Raw genomic sequence first — 16,735 nt, 5'->3', positions numbered from 1 at the left:
TGCAAACTTTCGCAGTCCTTTGCAAATTGAGGTCGAGTTATCGGATAAATTCGATTATTCGGGCAGCTCTGTGCATAAATCTCCCGCCTCCTCAAAAAAATCCTTTTAAATCAAATGATAAATGTGGCTGTGCCGATGAGGCACTGAACGGCCGCCTTATGGATTTCTCAGGAAGCGGCATGATATTAGTCCGCGCTGGTATGACGTGTTGCGTATCCGTGGCCTGAGCGTGTGTTTGTGCGGGCCCGCGGTTTCTTCCTCCCCCAAAAAAATTTCAGGTCAGAACAGAAAATACCTATGTCCTATAGCTCATCCGATGTGGCGTCGCGCCTCTACGCCCTTGCCGTATCCCGTGACACCGCTAACCTGGTCGATCTCGATGCCTCCCTAGCCCTTGCCCGCGCTTCGGTGCGGACGCTGATGGCCCTGTCACCGCAGGCAGCCATGCTGATGCGTGACTTCGCACAGGAAGAAATCGACCGACTGCATATGGAATGCACCGAAGAATCCCACGGCTCCATCGCCATCATCCGCGATACGCTGAATATGGCCTGAGCCGTGCTCACCGATGCAGAATCAAAAAGCCCGAAGGCCGCAGCCTCCGGGCTTTTTTCGGGGCTTGATGCTTCGCTTACTCGACCGTCTGATCTTCGATCTCGGCGTCCGGGCCGTTCTTCTTAATCGACTCAATGGCGTTTTTGGCCGAAGCCTTGGAAGCATAGCCTTCGGTCCAGAAAATCGTCTCGGAATTATAGACGAAATAGGCGACGAATTCGCCCGCCTTGTTCTTCTTGATCAGGAACTTGTGCGCCATGAGAGTCTCCGTTTGTTGGCAACGCCATCGGGCGTTGGCGTGAGGATTCTCCGCAAAGGGGATTCCGTCAAGCCTAAGTTACGAAGTTATCTGAAGCGTTTTAGCCCGTGATGCCAGATCAGGCCCAGAAACCCGCCCTTGATGAACGGCAGTAGTAACAGGGTCAGGGCGCCCATAATCGCCAGAGTTACCGGCACCACGATTTCCAGCGGGAAGTTCCAGAAAAACTCAAAGGCAAACATCGGCGCAATGACGAGATGCCCGACCAGCAGCATGGTCACATAGGCCGGGCCATCGTCGCAGGGGTAGGCCCCAAGCGGCGTCTGACAGTGGCTGCACGTATCCACCACCTTGAGATAGCCACGGAAGGCGTGGCCTTCGCCACAGGCGGGGCAGCGGCGGCGAAGGCCGCGGGAAATCGCCGTCGAAAGTGAGGCTTTGTCGGTCATTGGGCCGAAACTCCGCTGTTGTCTGTTCTTATCATACGCCGATATGTGGGAAACCACACGTCCCCCCGCCATGTGTAACGCTGTCGCAGGCCTGCCGATACCGCCGTACAAGCTTTTTATGTGATTTTATGCTTGCAAAATCACATAAAGACATCTTTATATGATTATATGAAAATGAGTGACATACTGGGCGAAGCAGCGCTGCTGGAGGCACTAAAGGCGATGGGGGAGCCCACGCGTCTGCGTCTTTTGCGTCTTTTAGCCCATGAAGAACTGTCTGTCATGGAATTGGTGCGGATTCTCAATCAGAGCCAGCCGCGCATTTCGCGCCACCTCAAGCTGATGAATGAGGCTGGGGTCATTGACCGTTTTCCCGACGGGGCCTGGGTCTTCTATCGCCTGAGTGAGCATCCCGCCCTGACGCCTTTGATTGACTGCGTTTTGACGGCACTGGGTGATGAAAACAGCGCCGATCTTCGGGCGCTGGAAGAGGTGCGCGGCCAGAGGCTGGAGGCGGCGCAGGGCTACTTCGAAAGTATCGCCCCGGTATGGGACCAGATCCGCTCGCACTATGTCGATGACGCCGAGGTCGAGGCAGCCATTCAGTCGCTGGTAGGAGATGCGCCCGTCGAAACCCTCGTCGATCTGGGCACCGGGTCGGGGCGGATGCTAAGCCTTTTGGCGCCGAACGCGCAATACGCAATTGGGCTCGACCTGTCGCAGCAGATGCTCAACATCGCTCGCGCCCGCACGCGGGAGGCGGGACTGAGCGGGATCGACTTCCGCCACGGCGACATCCTCGCCACGCGGCTCAATGGTCAGAGCGCCGATCTGGTCGTTATCCATCAGGTGCTGCACTTCCTGCCCGATCCGGGGCAGGCGCTCAAAGAGGCGGCGCGGCTGCTGAAGCCTGGGGGCCGCCTGCTGATCGTCGATTTCGCCCCGCACCGGCTGGAGATCATGCGCGACGAATATCAGCACCGACGCCTGGGCATCGGTGACGACGATATGGGCTACTGGCAGAAGGTGGCCGGGCTCAAGTCCTTGCGCAGCCTGTCCCTACCGCCGCATCAGGAGCCTGGACTGACCGTGCGCATCTGGCTGATGCAAAAAGCCTGATAAACCACATAAAACGCTACAGAGAATACGCTTATGGCCCCGCCGCCCGCCTTTGTTCAATCCGCTATTGCCCGCTCGGTTCGCGCCGGGGCGTCTCACCTTAATGTGTCGTTTGAGTTCTTTCCGCCCAAGTCGGCGGAGATGGAGGAGAGCCTCTGGGGAGCCATCCGTCGTCTGGAGCCGCTGAATCCCAGCTTCGTCTCAGTCACGTATGGGGCGGGGGGGTCGACGCGCGAGCGTACCCACCGCACGGTAAAGCGCATACTTGACGAAACTGCGATGAAACCTGCCGCGCACCTGACCTGCGTCGAGGCCTCACGCGAAGAGGTCGATGAGGTCATCCGCGAATACTGGAACGCGGGTGTGCGCCACATCGTGGCCCTGCGCGGCGACCCGCCCGGCGGTCTTCAAGACGGGCAGTACACGCCGCGCCCGGACGGCTATCAGAACGCCACTGAGCTTACCGCCGCCATCCGCCGCATCGGCGATTTTGAAGTCAGTGTCGGCGTCTATCCGGAAAAACACCCGCAGTCGCCGTCTCTGGACTTTGATCTCGACGTGCTGCGTCAGAAGGTCGATGCCGGGGCGACGCGTGGCATCAGCCAGTTTTTCTTTGAGCCGGAAACCTTCCTACGCTTCCGCGATGCCGTGGCCGATGCGGGCATTCAGATTGATCTGACGCCGGGCATCATGCCGGTCACCAATTTCAAGGGCCTGCGAAAGATGGCGACGGCCTGCGAAGCGGCGGTGCCCGACTGGCTGCAAGAGCTTTTCCAAGGTCTCGACGACGACGCGGAGACGCGCAAACTGCTGGCCTCGGCCGTGGCGGTCGAGCAGGTGCTCGGGCTGGAGCGCGAAGGTGTGAACCATTTTCACTTCTACACGCTTAACCGCGCCGAACTGGTCTATTCCATCTGTCGCGTTCTAGGACTAAGGGACAGTCGCACCTCTGCTGCCTGATTACACCTTTAATGACCCCTCAGCCTGACTACGCTTCGATTACGCGGGCGGACCCCAATCCGTTCAAGCGCTATCTGCAACGCAAGCGCTTCGATGACGCGATTGCCCTTCTAAGAGGTCGGCGTCCCGCGCTCAGTATCGACTACGGCGCCGGTGATGGTGAACTGGCGCGAAAGCTATGTCAGGCCTGTCCCGACGGGGAAGTCATCTGCTTTGAGCCGTCAGCGCAGTTGCGCGCGCAGGCGGAGGCACACGTCGGCGCGCTGAGCGGCGTTACGGTAGTCGCCGGTATCGAGGGGATCCCCGCTGCCCGTGCGGACGCGATCTTCTGTTTGGAGGTGTTCGAGCACCTGCCACCGGAGGAGACGGAGGCGGCGCTGGCGCAGATGCATCGGCTTTTGAAGCCCGATGGCGTGCTGATCGTCGGCGTACCGGTCGAGACGGGGCCGGTGTCATGGGTGAAGGGTTGGTTCCGCGGGCGTCGGCGGGCGGACTTCGATACGGACCGTGATCGTATCGCGCAGGCGGCACGCGGCGATATCCGTTTCGAGCGCGAGCGAGTGGACTTTGAAGGCGGCGGGGGCTACTACCCGCACCATCTGGGCTTTGATTATCGCGATCTGCTGGCGCGCGTGAAGGCGCACTTTGTGATCGAAACGCGCCGCTCCAGTCCTTTGGCACTGCTGCCGCCGGAATGGAACAGCGAACTGAACCTGCTTCTGCGGAAGCGCAATTAACACGCTCCTCCCCTGCGTGCAGGGGAGGGGGGAGACAGATATGACTCGTCAGGACCGCATTGACACTCTGAAAGCCGCAGCAAAGGAACGTATCCTCATCCTAGACGGATCATGGGGCGTGATGATCCAGCGGCGTGGCCTGGATGAACAGGATTTCCGCGGTGAGCGCTTTAAGGACCATGTCGGTCAGATGAAGGGCAATAATGACATCCTATGCCTAACGCGCCCGGACATCATTACCGACTTGCATAACCAATACTATGCGGCCGGCGCCGATATTTCCGAGACCAATACTTTCTCGGCGACGACCATTGCTATGGACGACTACCACCTTGATGCGCAGGCGTGCTGGGACATCAATTTCGAAGGGGCGAAGCTGGCGCGCGCGTGCGCCGATGCCTGGACGGCACAGCAGCCAGAAAAACCGCGCTTTGTGGCGGGCTCGATCGGGCCGCTGAACAAGATGCTGTCCATGTCGTCGGACGTTAACGATCCCGGTGCGCGCAGCGTCACCTTTGATCAGGTCTATGCGGCCTATAAGCACCAAATCCGCGCCCTGAATGAGGGGGGCGTGGACCTCTATCTGGTTGAGACCATCACCGACACCCTTAACTGCAAGGCGGCGCTGAAAGCAATTATGGACCTTGAGGACGAGGGACTGGACAAGCTGCCGATCTGGATTTCGGGCACCATCACCGACCGCTCGGGCCGTACCCTCAGCGGGCAGACGGCGGAGGCCTTCTGGAACTCGGTTAAGCACGCCAAACCGTTTGCCATCGGCTTTAACTGCGCTCTCGGAGCTGACCTGATGCGCCCGCATATCGCGGAGCTGGCACGAGTGGCGGATACGCTGGTTGCCGCCTATCCTAATGCTGGCCTGCCCAACGCCATGGGGCAGTATGACGAGCAGCCCCACGAAACAGCCCACGAACTGCACGAATGGGCTAAGGACGGGCTGATCAATATTTTGGGGGGCTGCTGCGGCACAACGCCTGACCATATCAAACACGTTGCTGACGAGGTACGCGGTATTGCGCCGCGCGTTCCGCCTGAGCGCCCGCGGGCCCTGCGTCTGGCTGGCCTTGAACCGTTCGAACTGAATTGAGGTTGTTATGCGCCTGACCCTGCTTTTCGGCGGCCTGAGCCGCGAGCGCCTGGTGGCCGTCGCCACCACCCAGTCCCTGCACAAGGCCCTTCCCGAAGGCGATCTGTGGTTCTGGGACGAGGACAATCACGTCTATGAAGCCTCATCATTGGCGCTTTTGGGCCATCAGCGACCGTTCGAGGTGCCGTTCCGCGCCGATGGCCACGATCTTGGAACCATTGATCAGGCCCTGGATCGGGCCGCCGCCGAAGACCGTGTGCTGGTGCTTGGGCTGCACGGTGGTATTGCCGAGAACGGCGAATTTCAGGTCAAGTGCGAGGCGAGGGGCGTGCCCTTCACCGGCTCCGGTTCGGCGGCTTCGCATCTGGCATTTGACAAGGTGTCGGCCAAGCGCTTTGCGGCTTGCGCTGGTGTGTCGTCACCGGCGGGCATTGCGCTCAGCGAGCTTGACGCCGCTTTTGCCGAATATGGCAAGTTGGTTGCGAAGCCGGCGCAGGACGGGTCGAGCTTCGGCCTCATCTTCGTCAACTCAACCAATGACCTCGTGGCGGTGCGCGACGCTGCCAAAGAACAGCCCTATCTGATCGAACCGTTTGTGACAGGGGCCGAGGCCACCTGCGCCGTGCTGGAGCAGACCGACGGGTCGCTGATCGCGCTGCCGCCCATCGAGATCATCCCGGACCGCGGGGCCTTTGATTACCATTCCAAATATCTGTCCAACAAGACGCAGGAAATCTGCCCCGCACGCTTTGCGCCGGAGGTGATAGCAGAGATCCAGCGGCTGGCTATCGCCGCGCATAAGGCCCTATCGTGCCGGGGCTATACGCGGTCGGATTTCATCGTCTCTGATAAGGGGCCGGTGTTTATCGAAACCAACACCCTGCCGGGTATGACAGCCTCGTCGCTATACCCCAAGGCGCTCGCGGCGCAGGGAATTGGCTTTGTCGAGTTCCTGCACGGTCAGGTCGATATTGCGATCAAACGGGCGCGGGCTTAACCCCTCCTCTGATGTCAGGGGTAGGATGTCGCCAAGGGCTTCAGGGAGACCCGCATGAATGCGCCGGATTGGTACGAAGACTGGAAGCACGAGGCGTTCCATCAGTTGATGGACAAGCAGGAGATATTGTCTGCGCAGTACGGGATCAGTGGCTATCCTCGCTGGGACTATGATGTGGATGTGGGGACCCTGATTTTTTCGGATGAGGGTGTTCCAAAAGTCATAGCCGATATTCAGGTTGTGGGAACGACGGGATCAAAGAACTGGATGTGGGGCGTTCGCAACAGCCACTGGCCGGACCATGTTACGCAGGATTTGGAAAAGGTTTGGCAGTTCGGTCTCGACAACGAGATCGAAGAACTGACAACGACCTATCTTGAAGACGACGAACTCAATTCCCTCGGCTGGGAGATGACGGCGATTGCCGTAAGGGTGCTGGATGCTGTGGGGGCCTACAGGCCGCAACCCGAAGGAAAGCCCGGAACCGTGTTCTTTCTCCTCAAGTCCATCCGGTTTGCCAATTGACACAGGTTACCGACAACTGGTCGGATCGTCTGCTGATCGCCGCCGATGTGCTGAAGGACGTTACGCCGGACGAGTTGCGCGTCGATCAGCCGTTTTACGACGAGCTGACGCTGGTTCTGACCGAATACCGCCTGAGCGACGCGGCCTTTGCGGCTGCGGCCCCCGGCGTGCCCAGTCCGCCGGACTGGTCCCAACTGAGCGCAGCTGTTCATGGCTCGACCCCCAATGCCCTGCTGCTGCACATCCACGGCTGGCTGGCGCAGGCGCGGTGGATCGACACGCCTCTGGTGCGAGTGCACGCACAGGGCCTGCTCGAACCGGCACTGCGGCGACTGGCGGCCCATGTTTCCGACCTTGATATTACGCCCGTAAAAGACGATTAAGCGCGCATGACCACGATTATGACCCCCACCTTCATCAATATCGGCGAACGCACCAATGTCACGGGCTCGGCGAAGTTCCGTAAGCTGATCGTCGAAGGCAATTACACCGCCGCGCTCGATGTGGCGCGTCAGCAGGTGGAGGCCGGGGCGCAAATTATCGACATCAATATGGACGAAGGCCTCCTTGATGCGGTCAAGGCCATGACGACTTTCCTCAACTTGCTGGCGGCCGAACCCGATATCGCCCGCGTGCCGGTGATGATCGACTCGTCGAAATGGGAGGTGATCGAGGCGGGTCTGAAGTGCGTTCAGGGCAAGGCTATCGTCAACTCCATCTCGATGAAAGAAGGTGAGGATATCTTCCGCCATCACGCCCGCGAATGTCTAAAATATGGGGCGGCGGTAGTGGTCATGGCCTTTGACGAGGTGGGGCAGGCTGACACCGCGGCGCGCAAGATCGACATCTGTACGCGCGCCTACAACATCCTTGTCAACGAGGTGGGCTTCCCGCCAGAAGACATCATCTTCGACCCCAATATCTTCGCAGTGGCGACTGGGATCGAGGAACACGACAACTACGCCGTGGACTTTATCGAAGCGACGCGCACGATCAAGCAGACACTGCCCTTTGCGCGCATATCGGGTGGCGTGTCGAACGTCAGCTTCTCCTTCCGTGGCAATGAGCCGGTGCGCCGCGCTATCCACTCGGTGTTCCTGTATCATGCCATCAAGGCCGGCATGGATATGGGCATCGTCAATGCCGGTGACCTGCCCGTCTATGACGATATCGACGCGGAGCTGCGCGAAGCGGTCGAGGATGTGATCCTGAATCGCCCGCAACGCCATAATGTGTCGAATACCGAATGGCTGGTCGATCTGGCCCCCAAATACAAGGGGGAAAAGGGGCAGGTCGAGGCGAAGACGCTGGCCTGGCGCGAAGGCACTGTCGAAGAACGGCTCAAACACGCGCTGGTGCACGGCATCACCGAATTTATCGAAGCCGATACCGAAGAGGCGCGGCAAAAGGCTGAGCGTCCTCTGCATGTTATCGAAGGCCCGCTGATGGCCGGGATGAACGTCGTCGGAGACCTGTTTGGGGCGGGCAAGATGTTCCTGCCACAGGTGGTCAAATCCGCCCGTGTCATGAAGCAGTCGGTTGCCTATCTGATGCCCTTCATGGAGGCTGAAAAAGATGGCGCAGAGCACCAGTCGGCCGGCAAGATTCTGATGGCCACGGTCAAGGGCGACGTGCACGACATCGGCAAAAATATCGTCGGCGTGGTCTTGCAATGTAACAATTATGAGGTGGTCGATCTGGGGGTGATGGTGCCAGCCGATCGCATCCTTGAGGAAGCCAAAAAGCATAAGGTTGATATGATCGGCCTCTCAGGCCTGATCACGCCGTCTTTGGATGAAATGGTGTTTGTAGCGCGCGAAATGCAGCGTCAGGGCTTTGACATTCCGTTGCTGATTGGCGGGGCGACGACCTCTAAAACCCACACTGCGGTGAAGATTGAGCCTGGCTATAGCAACGGCCAGACCGTTTACGTGCTCGATGCCTCGCGTGCCGTAGGCGTTGTGTCGCAACTGCTGTCCGACAGCGACAAGGCGCAGTTCATCGCCGATACGCGCGCCGACTATGAGAAGGTGCGTCTGGCCTATGGCAAGGGCGATCAGAAGCCGCGCTCCGACCTGACGGAAGCGCGTTCAAAGAAGTTCGTCATCGACTTTGCGTCCGAAGCGCCCTTAGCTCCGACCTTCCTCGGTACGCGCACCTTCAGCCCCTATGACCTACACGATCTGGCCGACCATATCGACTGGACGCCGTTTTTTGCCACCTGGGAGCTGGCCGGGCGCTTCCCGGACATCCTTGAGGACGAGATTGTGGGCGAGGCAGCCACCACCCTCTATGCTGACGCTAGGGCTATGCTGAAACGCATTCTGGACGAAAAATGGTTTGAGGCGCGCGGCGTCGTCGGCTTCTGGCCCGCCAATGCCACTGAAGACGACGATATTGAAGTCTATGAAGACGAGACGCGCTCAAAGGTTATTGCGCGTTTCCACACCCTGCGACAACAGATGAAGAAGACGCGCGACGATCAGTCAAACACCGCTCTGTCGGACTTTATCGCTCCTAAGGGCACGCCAGACTGGATCGGCGGCTTCGCCGTCACCGCTGGGCATGGCGAAATGGAGATCGCAGCGAAGTTCAAGGCGGCGGGTGATGATTACAACGCGATTCTGGCCACCGCTTTGGCGGACCGTCTGGCCGAAGCCTTTGCCGAAGCCCTGCACAAGCGCGTGCGGCGCGAACTTTGGGCCTATGCAGCAGACGAAGACCTTGATGTCGCCGGTCTGATCGCCGAGCAGTATAAGGGCATTCGCCCGGCGCCCGGCTATCCGGCGCAGCCCGACCACACCGAAAAATGGACACTGTTCGATCTCCTGGATGCGCGGGTCCAGGCGGGGATGCAACTGACCGAAAGCCTGGCCATGACGCCGCCGGCCTCGGTATCAGGCCTTTATTTCGCGCATCCAAAATCGCACTATTTCGGTGTCGGCAAGATTGAAAAGGATCAGGTCGAAGACTATGCCCGCCGCAAGGGCTGGAGCGTTGATGAGGCGGAGCGGTGGTTGAGCCCGATCCTGAATTACGTGCCGTAATGCCTTTTCGCTGGGTCAGGTAGTTATTCCCAAACTCAGGGCGGCATGATCCCCCGTTTTTAATGGCTAAATCGAATAACAGAGAGGTATTTCGATTAGACTGGTGGTAAGATTGCCGCACTTCATCTTAGTCACTTGAGCGCGGCCATTCGCATAAAATTACGTGACGGGCGCGTGTTTCCTGTAACCATTCAGGATGAGAATGTTTTATGTGTTCTTGAAAGCGCGACACAAAGCGACATCCCAATATTGGGTTCTGAACGTTTCAGATAATCTTTCCAGCCGCAACAGACCTGCGTTAGGTCGTATCCAATTTTGAGTGCAGGAGCGGGGTAATGCTGTCCAAACGGGCATTTTTGAGCGGGGCCGTGGCTTCAGGTGTTGTCGTGGCATCGAGCGTGAAAGCTCAGAGCCATAGCGTAAACCAGACTCAGGCCTTGCCCAATCTGGCAGCAGGCGCGAAGCCCATCAGCATGACGGAGCGACAGGCGCGCATCGCCCGTCTGCAAGAGCAGATGCAGCGGCAAATGATCGCCGGGTTGCTGATCGAAGGGGGCACGTCCCTGACCTATTTCACCGGCCTGCGCTGGGGGCGGTCGGAGCGCGTAACCGCAGCCCTGATCCCGGCCAAGGGCCAAACCATCATTGTCACCCCCTATTTCGAAGAGGCCCGCACGCGCGAGACCTTGGAAGTGTCCGCCGATGTGCGCACCTGGAACGAGGACGAAAGCCCCTACGCCCTGATCGCCCGTACGCTGAAGGATCGCGGCACGGCCAGTGGGACACTAGCCGTCGAAGGGACTACGCGCTATTTCATCATCGACGGCCTGAAAAAACAGGGCGCATTCGAGGTGGTGTCGGGAGATGTCTTGGTCGCCGCCTGCCGCCGCATCAAGTCGCCAGCGGAGCTGGCGCTCATGCAGACCGCCAATGATATTACGCTTGCGGCGCTGCGCCACGTCCATGCCAATATAAAGGTTGATATGGCGTCCCGCGACATTGCTACTCTGATGAACGACGCCACGCGGGCGCTGGGTGGGTCGCCGGAATTTGCCCTGACCTTACTCAATGAGGCCAGCGCCTATCCGCACGGCACCAAGACGCCGCAGACCGTCCGCGAAGGCTCTGTAATCCTGATGGATTGCGGCTGCTCGCTGCTCGATTACGAATCCGACATTACCCGCACCTGGGTCTTTGGCGAACCGACGGCGCGGCAGCGCAAGGTGTGGGACACGGTGCGCCGAGGGCAGGATATCGTACTGGAGACGGCAAAGGTCGGCGTGCCGGTGGCGAAGCTCGACGCCGCCGTACGCGACTATTATGACAAGGAAGGGTGGGGGCCGGGCTTCACCCTGCCGGGTCTGTCGCATCGCGCGGGACACGGTATCGGCATGGATGGCCACGAAGCGCCCTATCTGGTTGGCAATGACGCGACGCCGCTATTGCCAGGCATGTGTTTTTCGAACGAGCCGGGCATCTACGTCCCCGGCGCGTTCGGCGTGCGACTTGAGGATTGCTGGTATATGACGCCCACAGGGCCGAAGCTGTTTTCGCCTCTGGCTCGCTCACTGGAAGACCCGATTTGACTATTGACGCCGAAACCCGCAAGCAAAATTCCATCCTTATGTTGAAGGCGTGGGGCCTGCCGGTCAGCGACAGCCTGCCGGAAATCGAAGAGGCAGCGGATGTGACAATCCGCTCCGGCGAAGCGATCGTCTATCGGCTTTTAGGCCTGACGGCAGCGGCGCAGGCGGCCTTTCTGGGGCGGCCGGGCCCGGTCCTGCCATTTGTCGGGCGCTGGAAGCTCGACCCGCACCTGACGCCACAGGAGCGCGCCCTTTTGCAAGGCGATGCGGTGTCAGAGGCCGATGCCATCCGCTTTTCGTGGCGGGTGGAGGCCATGGTGCCGCTGATGTGGGCCATAGGCCTGATCGATGACCTGTGGTTTCCGTCTGAAGACGTCCACGCGCAGGAGATGCTCGACTTTTGGCAGGGCTTTGCGCACGACGACCTGAGCCGCATCGGCCATCGTGATGCCGAAGAGATACTGGATCAGGCCGATCTGATCTACCGCCTGCACAGGGCAGTGCGCGATGGAGCCGAAGGCGTCCTGCCCGATGTGGTGCGCGAACGCCATCACGCGCTCAACTGGCTGATCGGCTATGAGGGCGACGACTGGGACGATGTGCAGACGGATACTTAAAACGTCTGGAATGCTATGATCGTGCCCACCATCCCCAGTACGTGAAACCAGACGATCCCGTTGAATTTGCGTTTAAAGTCCCGCTTCACGCTCTTGTGGCGGAACATCCGCATAGACAGTCCGGCCGCGGGCCAGCCGCCTAACCAACAGAGCCGCAGCAGCGTCGCTTCTGGTACGCGGCGCTCGCGCCGGATGGCGCGCCGCTTGTCAGCGGCCCACACCTGAAACGTCACCAGATTGATCAGGGCCAGCCAGCCGAGGGAAAGTATCCATAGGGTCATGGTGGCAGGATCGGTTTTCCTTTTGTATAGCTTTCGCAAGCGATGGGCCGCGAGCGAAGCGACGCTGACGTAGGGGTATTTTGATCCGCCAAAACATCCCTTCGCCTCGTAAACCCAGCATCTCCCCATGATAGGGGGAGGAGGATTGCGAAAGCTAAGTCGCTGTCAAGATACAGTCGCCTCTGATTTTTAGCCATGGATCGAAATGGATGCTGCCTTCGGCGGCGTCGCGGATGGTGAGAGACTTGCCGCCACTATCCGTGAAAAGGCCTCGCAGCGGGCCTTATCCGTGTCTATCCGGGTTTAAAAACCTATTTTTCGTCATTCTTGCCCCAGCCGAGCTTGTTCATCAGGCCGCTGGCCCAGTTGCCGCTCGACTGGCCCTTACCCGACTTGCCGGTCGTTCGCGATGAGCCGATGGCGGCATCGGGATCAGCCGGGGCTGTGGTGGCGCTGGTCTTTTGCGGAGTAAGGACATCCAGCGTCTGACGCTCGGTCGCGGGCTTCATCGCCTCGGCAATGATCTTCGCCTCTTCCTCGGTCTGCATTTCCTTGAAGATGTCGGAATGTCCCGACAGCGCCTTGGTCGCGCGCTCGCAATCGCCGGGCAGGGACCAGTTGACATAGGCGCCAGCGGCCTGACCCTTGGGGGCCTTGCGCGCCTCTTCCCAGCCGTTGAAGCCCTGTTCTCGGGAGGCCTCGGCGCTCTTGCGGCCTTCCGGGGCCTCCCCCTTTTTCGACAGGGTGAGCGCCGCTTCATAGGCACGAAGATAGGACGCGCCGATCTTTTCCATGTCCTTGCTCAGCGGCTCGATGTCCGAGATACGCTCGGCTAGGTCCATATGCCCGGACAGGATGCCGTGGCACCACGCCACACGGTTGAAGTCGTCGGCCGGCGCATCGGCGATGACGGGGGTACGCACGACCTGTTCCTTGATGCCGGTGACATTGGTGGCGATGGGGCCATCGTCGGTTTGCGCCAGAGCTGCACCGGCCAGCAGGGCCATACACACTGTCGCCGTAATCGTCGCTTTCATGGACGCCGTCATCCTCATATTCAGACTTATCCCTTTGTCATGCAGACAAATTGGGGCGAAATCGCGTTTTATCGTTATTTTAGAGAGGAATCCTTTGCGCGCACAGAAAAAAGTCTCTTACAGAAACTTAAGGGGTTTTACGCCGTATAATGGCCTAAGGTAGTGGTCAGGATAAGACCGATGAGTTTCTGGAAGACCCTCGCGCGCAAGGCGGCCCACGCCTTTGACCCCGCCGACTGCACCGATTGCCCAAAGGGGCAGCCGGGCCGCGATCCTGCGTTCGCCACGGCGGTAACTGCGCTTGGGGCGAAGTTGGCCATGGCTGACGGACTGGTGGACGAGAGCGAGGAGCAGGCCTTTTTTGACGTGTTTCAGCCTGAACGCGAGGCCTATGCCAATATCCGCCGCCTGTACGATCTGGCGCGCCAGACCAGTTTGGGGTTTGAATCATATGCCCGGCGGCTGGCCAAACGCTATGCACAATGCCCGCGTATACTTGAGGACGTGCTGGAAGGCCTGTTCCACATCGCAGTGTCGGACGGGCACCTCACCGACCGCGAAGAGACCTATCTGGAAACTGTGGCGCGTCTTTTCGACCTCAGCCCCGCGACCTATCGACGCATTCGTGCCGACTATGCCGGGCCGGACGCCGACGACCCCTATCACATTCTGGGCATTCACCCAGACGTGGCCGACCATGAAATTCGCATCGCGCGCAACAGGGCGCTAGGGGATGTGCACCCCGATCGCATTCTGGCGCGCGGCCTGCCATCTGAATATGTGGGGCTTTTCACTCAAAAGGCGGCGCGCATTAACGAGGCCTACACACAGATCCTGCGAGAGCGGGCGCTGCAATAAGGGCGCATTTGGTTATGAAATCGATGTCTCTCTTAACAAGTCATAAAAAAGTTAAGTTAACGCTCGGTCAGGTGGTTGACGCGGGCCTTAATCGTGCCAATCTGCTGTGGTGCAGTGCCAATACTCCCCATCTGGCATGGCGCGTAATGAGGTCAGTATAGCCATGAGCGATTTGAGGTCCGTATTCGGAAGTTTCACGCGCCCCCATCCATGGGCGCAAGTGCGTCGGAGGAACGCCATGGCCAGACTAAAGCACATATTCATGATGACGCTGATCGGGCTCGTCTCACTCGCCGGTGCTGTGCTGGCGGTCATCTTTACCGGTATCGTCGCGGCGCTGGCTTTGATCGGTGTTGGCCTCATGGCTGTGACGGCGTTTTTCACGCGCAAGCCCGTGCGTGTCACGGTTAATGCCGACAAGCGCAAGCGCGAAGACGGTGTGTTGGATGCGCGCAAGAACGGTTCAACATGGGAAGTGTACTAGGGGAAGTCTATTGCGCTTTTAAATCTTGAAGGTTTTGCGACCCCGGCCTATCAAGCCGGGGTTTTTTGTTGCGGATTTGCCGATGATCTCTCTGATGTCGCCCAATTTCAATGCGCGCTCGTCCGTGCCCGACATGGTGGTCCTGCACTATACAGGTATGCAGACAGCCAAGGCGGCGCTGGACCGGCTGTGCGATCCGGCGGCACAGGTTTCGGCTCATTACGTCGTCGATGAAGAGGGCACGGTCTATCACCTCGTCGATGAGGAGCGCCGCGCCTGGCATGCCGGGGTCTCGGTATGGAAGGGCGCGCGCGACATCAACGGCGTATCGATTGGCATTGAGCTGGTCAATCCCGGCCATGAGTTCGGCTATCGCGACTTTCCACAATCTCAGATCGACGCCGCTATTGGGCTGTTGGATGGCATTCGTGGGCGCTGGGATATTCCGGACCATCGCATTCTGGGTCACTCAGATGTCGCCCCGGCGCGCAAGGAAGACCCCGGTGAGCGCTTTCCTTGGCAGGCTCTGGCCGAGGCGGGGCACGGGCTGTGGGTCGATCCGCCAGTGCCGCCGGAGGGTGTTATGGGACCACCGCTCGATATCGGTGACACGGGGCCTGGCGTGTTTGCGCTTCAGGGGGCGCTTGGCAAGTTGGGATATGACATTTTGCCGGGTGGGCCCTATGACGCGGAAACGCAAGCTATCATCACCGCTTTTCAGCGCCACTGGGTGCAGACGCGTATCGATGGTAAGGCTGATGCCCTGACACGGGTGCGCCTGATGGCGCTTTTGCGGCACATCACCCTTCTGGAGGCCTGAGAATGAATAACGCCGTCTTTATAGCTCTGTTTTCCGTGTTTTGCGGGGTGTTCACCATCTTCCTCTCTGTTTATGCAGCGAAGAAAAAAGGCAAAAACACCCACAAACATAAGGACGGGGATCAGGCATGACCTACCAACGCTGGGACTACGTTTTTTTGCTGATGTCGGGCCTTTGGGGCCTGATCGGCGTCATGCTTTTGGCGGCGGGCAGCCATGCCGATCCTCGCCTGACCTCGGCCGGCATGTTCCTGCTGTTCCATGCGGCGGCGACCATCGGTCTGGTCCATTCGGGCTTTATGGGGCCGCGTATGCGCCTGAACGTCCTGCTGCTGCTTATGGTCGGCAGCGGGGTCTTTGCCGCCGACATCTGCTCACGCGTCTTGCGGGGGGAAGGGCTCCTTCCTAATCTGGCCCCCACCGGCGGCGTGCTGGTCATGCTGGGCTGGGCCGGCGTGGCTATGGCTTCGGCCTTGAAGCTCACCGCGAAGAAAGCTTGATTTGAGCCTCACTTTCCCGCACAAGGCGCGTGGATCAGATGACCGGGCGATCGCGGAAGGGAAACCTCTTTCGAGGAAAGTCCGGGCTTCACGGTAATAGGGCGGCGGGTAACGCCCGCCAAGGGTGACCTTAGGGATAGCGCCACAGAAATGAAACCGCCCGGCGTCAGCCGGGTAAGGGTGAAACGGTGCGGTAAGAGCGCACCGCGCGACCGGCAACGGAAGCGGCACGGCAAGCCCCGCCTGAAGCAAAACCGAATAGGAACGGCGCGTCGGTTCTCCGACAGGGTATTACCGCCCCAGCACGTTCGGGTTGGTTGCATGAGCGCCGGAGCAATCCGTCGCCAAGATGAATGATCGCCAGAGGGCGCAAGCCCCGAACAGAACCCGGCTTACAGGTCATCTGATCCTTACTCTCCGACGCCTCTAAATCCCGCACCCACCCACAGGTTGCGTTACGATATGCTCACCAAAAGCCGCGATCAGGGGCATGGCTTGTCGGATTGTTTCGGCCACGGCCGGGATGTGCACGGAGGCCTTGTGGCTGTCGGCGCAGTCCCAGACCTCGGTGATCCACAGTTTGTCGGCGTCTTGCGGGTCCTTGGCCACCACATAGCTTAGGCAGCCGGGCATGTCGCTGAGGCTAGCGGTCATCAACGCGATCAGTTCGTCGCGCTTGCCGGGGTGGGCTGAAAAGCTGCCGATCAATCCGTGCATGTGTATCTCCTTAAGCGTCGCATTCTGTCGTTTTAGGGTGACAAAACCTGTCAGCAGGCGGTGGAGGCGTCCCTTGTGGATAA

General features: G+C 59.5%; 21 protein-coding genes and 1 other RNA gene. 17 read left to right on the top strand and 5 right to left on the bottom strand.

The features are described 5' to 3' along the window. The first annotated feature begins 297 nt into the window (after nucleotides 1-297). Complete coding sequence (locus ASTEX_RS09280) at nucleotides 298-555, top strand: hypothetical protein (protein ID WP_013479362.1); 258 nt, start codon at nucleotides 298-300, stop codon at nucleotides 553-555. Between the two features lie 76 nt (nucleotides 556-631). Here the strand turns inward: ASTEX_RS09280 and ASTEX_RS09275 are convergent, their stop codons facing one another. Both ASTEX_RS09275 and ASTEX_RS09270 read right to left on the bottom strand, forming a co-directional pair. Then, on the bottom strand, nucleotides 632-814 hold the full coding sequence (locus tag ASTEX_RS09275) for a YegP family protein (RefSeq protein WP_013479361.1): 183 nt from the start codon (nucleotides 812-814) through the stop codon (nucleotides 632-634). 86 nt (nucleotides 815-900) lie between these two features. After that, nucleotides 901-1,263: a DUF983 domain-containing protein gene (locus ASTEX_RS09270; protein WP_013479360.1), complete on the bottom strand. Its 363-nt coding sequence runs from the start codon at nucleotides 1,261-1,263 to the stop codon at nucleotides 901-903. Nucleotides 1,264-1,431: 168 nt separating this feature from the next. Between ASTEX_RS09270 and ASTEX_RS09265 the strand changes: the two genes are divergently transcribed. The 10 genes from ASTEX_RS09265 to ASTEX_RS09220 all read left to right on the top strand — a co-directional run bounded on the left by ASTEX_RS09265 (nucleotide 1,432) and on the right by ASTEX_RS09220 (nucleotide 11,956). Further along, nucleotides 1,432-2,382, top strand: a complete 951-nt coding sequence (locus ASTEX_RS09265) for an ArsR/SmtB family transcription factor (RefSeq protein ID WP_013479359.1) — start codon at nucleotides 1,432-1,434, stop codon at nucleotides 2,380-2,382. Between the two features lie 33 nt (nucleotides 2,383-2,415). After that, nucleotides 2,416-3,342 carry a methylenetetrahydrofolate reductase [NAD(P)H] gene (gene metF / locus ASTEX_RS09260; RefSeq protein WP_013479358.1) on the top strand — a complete coding sequence of 309 codons (927 nt, stop codon included), beginning with the start codon at nucleotides 2,416-2,418 and terminating at the stop codon, nucleotides 3,340-3,342. An 11-nt stretch (nucleotides 3,343-3,353) separates the two neighbouring features. Further along, nucleotides 3,354-4,079: a class I SAM-dependent methyltransferase gene (locus tag ASTEX_RS09255; protein WP_013479357.1), complete on the top strand. Its 726-nt coding sequence runs from the start codon at nucleotides 3,354-3,356 to the stop codon at nucleotides 4,077-4,079. A 40-nt stretch (nucleotides 4,080-4,119) separates the two neighbouring features. After that, on the top strand, nucleotides 4,120-5,184 hold the full coding sequence (locus ASTEX_RS09250; protein ID WP_013479356.1) for a homocysteine S-methyltransferase family protein: 1,065 nt from the start codon (nucleotides 4,120-4,122) through the stop codon (nucleotides 5,182-5,184). Between the two features lie 7 nt (nucleotides 5,185-5,191). Beyond that, nucleotides 5,192-6,181 (top strand): D-alanine--D-alanine ligase family protein, encoded by a 990-nt coding sequence (locus ASTEX_RS09245; RefSeq protein WP_013479355.1) that lies wholly within the window; start codon nucleotides 5,192-5,194, stop codon nucleotides 6,179-6,181. A gap of 54 nt (nucleotides 6,182-6,235) precedes the next feature. Beyond that, complete coding sequence (locus tag ASTEX_RS09240) at nucleotides 6,236-6,706, top strand: DUF6882 domain-containing protein (protein ID WP_013479354.1); 471 nt, start codon at nucleotides 6,236-6,238, stop codon at nucleotides 6,704-6,706. Then, the gene (locus ASTEX_RS09235) at nucleotides 6,703-7,089 is read left to right on the top strand and encodes a hypothetical protein (RefSeq protein ID WP_013479353.1); all 387 of its coding nucleotides are present in this window, start codon (nucleotides 6,703-6,705) and stop codon (nucleotides 7,087-7,089) included. The genes ASTEX_RS09240 and ASTEX_RS09235 overlap by 4 nt, the downstream gene beginning before the upstream one ends. Before the next feature lie 6 nt (nucleotides 7,090-7,095). Continuing rightward, entirely contained in the window at nucleotides 7,096-9,753 is a 2,658-nt protein-coding gene (metH, locus tag ASTEX_RS09230) for a methionine synthase (RefSeq protein WP_013479352.1), read from the top strand. Between the two features lie 335 nt (nucleotides 9,754-10,088). Beyond that, nucleotides 10,089-11,339, top strand: coding sequence for a M24 family metallopeptidase (locus ASTEX_RS09225; protein WP_013479351.1), 1,251 nt, complete (start codon nucleotides 10,089-10,091; stop codon nucleotides 11,337-11,339). After that, complete coding sequence (locus ASTEX_RS09220) at nucleotides 11,336-11,956, top strand: DUF4272 domain-containing protein (RefSeq protein ID WP_041658613.1); 621 nt, start codon at nucleotides 11,336-11,338, stop codon at nucleotides 11,954-11,956. The genes ASTEX_RS09225 and ASTEX_RS09220 overlap by 4 nt, the downstream gene beginning before the upstream one ends. Here the strand turns inward: ASTEX_RS09220 and ASTEX_RS09215 are convergent. Both ASTEX_RS09215 and ASTEX_RS19320 read right to left on the bottom strand, forming a co-directional pair. Then, nucleotides 11,953-12,237, bottom strand: coding sequence for a DUF1294 domain-containing protein (locus ASTEX_RS09215; protein ID WP_013479350.1), 285 nt, complete (start codon nucleotides 12,235-12,237; stop codon nucleotides 11,953-11,955). The two genes, ASTEX_RS09220 and ASTEX_RS09215, sit on opposite strands and share 4 nt — an antisense overlap. A gap of 311 nt (nucleotides 12,238-12,548) precedes the next feature. Further along, nucleotides 12,549-13,274, bottom strand: coding sequence for a hypothetical protein (locus tag ASTEX_RS19320; protein WP_013479348.1), 726 nt, complete (start codon nucleotides 13,272-13,274; stop codon nucleotides 12,549-12,551). Nucleotides 13,275-13,454: 180 nt separating this feature from the next. Between ASTEX_RS19320 and ASTEX_RS09205 the strand changes: the two genes are divergently transcribed. From ASTEX_RS09205 to rnpB, 6 genes are all read left to right on the top strand, one after another. Continuing rightward, nucleotides 13,455-14,132: a TerB family tellurite resistance protein gene (locus ASTEX_RS09205; protein ID WP_013479347.1), complete on the top strand. Its 678-nt coding sequence runs from the start codon at nucleotides 13,455-13,457 to the stop codon at nucleotides 14,130-14,132. 238 nt (nucleotides 14,133-14,370) lie between these two features. Next, on the top strand, nucleotides 14,371-14,616 hold the full coding sequence (locus ASTEX_RS09200; protein ID WP_013479346.1) for a hypothetical protein: 246 nt from the start codon (nucleotides 14,371-14,373) through the stop codon (nucleotides 14,614-14,616). A gap of 82 nt (nucleotides 14,617-14,698) precedes the next feature. Beyond that, nucleotides 14,699-15,436, top strand: a complete 738-nt coding sequence (locus tag ASTEX_RS09195) for a peptidoglycan recognition protein family protein (RefSeq protein ID WP_013479345.1) — start codon at nucleotides 14,699-14,701, stop codon at nucleotides 15,434-15,436. 2 nt (nucleotides 15,437-15,438) lie between these two features. Further along, on the top strand, nucleotides 15,439-15,567 hold the full coding sequence (locus ASTEX_RS20965) for a hypothetical protein (protein WP_013479344.1): 129 nt from the start codon (nucleotides 15,439-15,441) through the stop codon (nucleotides 15,565-15,567). Further along, on the top strand, nucleotides 15,564-15,935 hold the full coding sequence (locus tag ASTEX_RS09190; RefSeq protein ID WP_013479343.1) for a DUF423 domain-containing protein: 372 nt from the start codon (nucleotides 15,564-15,566) through the stop codon (nucleotides 15,933-15,935). Before ASTEX_RS20965 ends, ASTEX_RS09190 begins: the two co-directional genes overlap by 4 nt. Nucleotides 15,936-15,969: 34 nt before the next feature. Further along, nucleotides 15,970-16,346: RNase P RNA component class A (gene rnpB, locus ASTEX_RS19390), an RNA gene on the top strand. Nucleotides 16,347-16,361: 15 nt separating this feature from the next. On the opposite strand, the gene ASTEX_RS09185 is transcribed toward rnpB, so the two are convergent. After that, on the bottom strand, nucleotides 16,362-16,652 hold the full coding sequence (locus ASTEX_RS09185; protein WP_013479342.1) for a putative quinol monooxygenase: 291 nt from the start codon (nucleotides 16,650-16,652) through the stop codon (nucleotides 16,362-16,364). Nucleotides 16,653-16,735 lie beyond the last annotated feature (83 nt).

This window comes from Asticcacaulis excentricus CB 48 (assembly GCF_000175215.2).
In the GTDB taxonomy this organism is placed as follows: domain Bacteria; phylum Pseudomonadota; class Alphaproteobacteria; order Caulobacterales; family Caulobacteraceae; genus Asticcacaulis; species Asticcacaulis excentricus.
The sequence above is the reverse complement of the archived record's forward strand: the minus strand, read 5'-3'. Positions and strand labels throughout refer to the sequence as shown.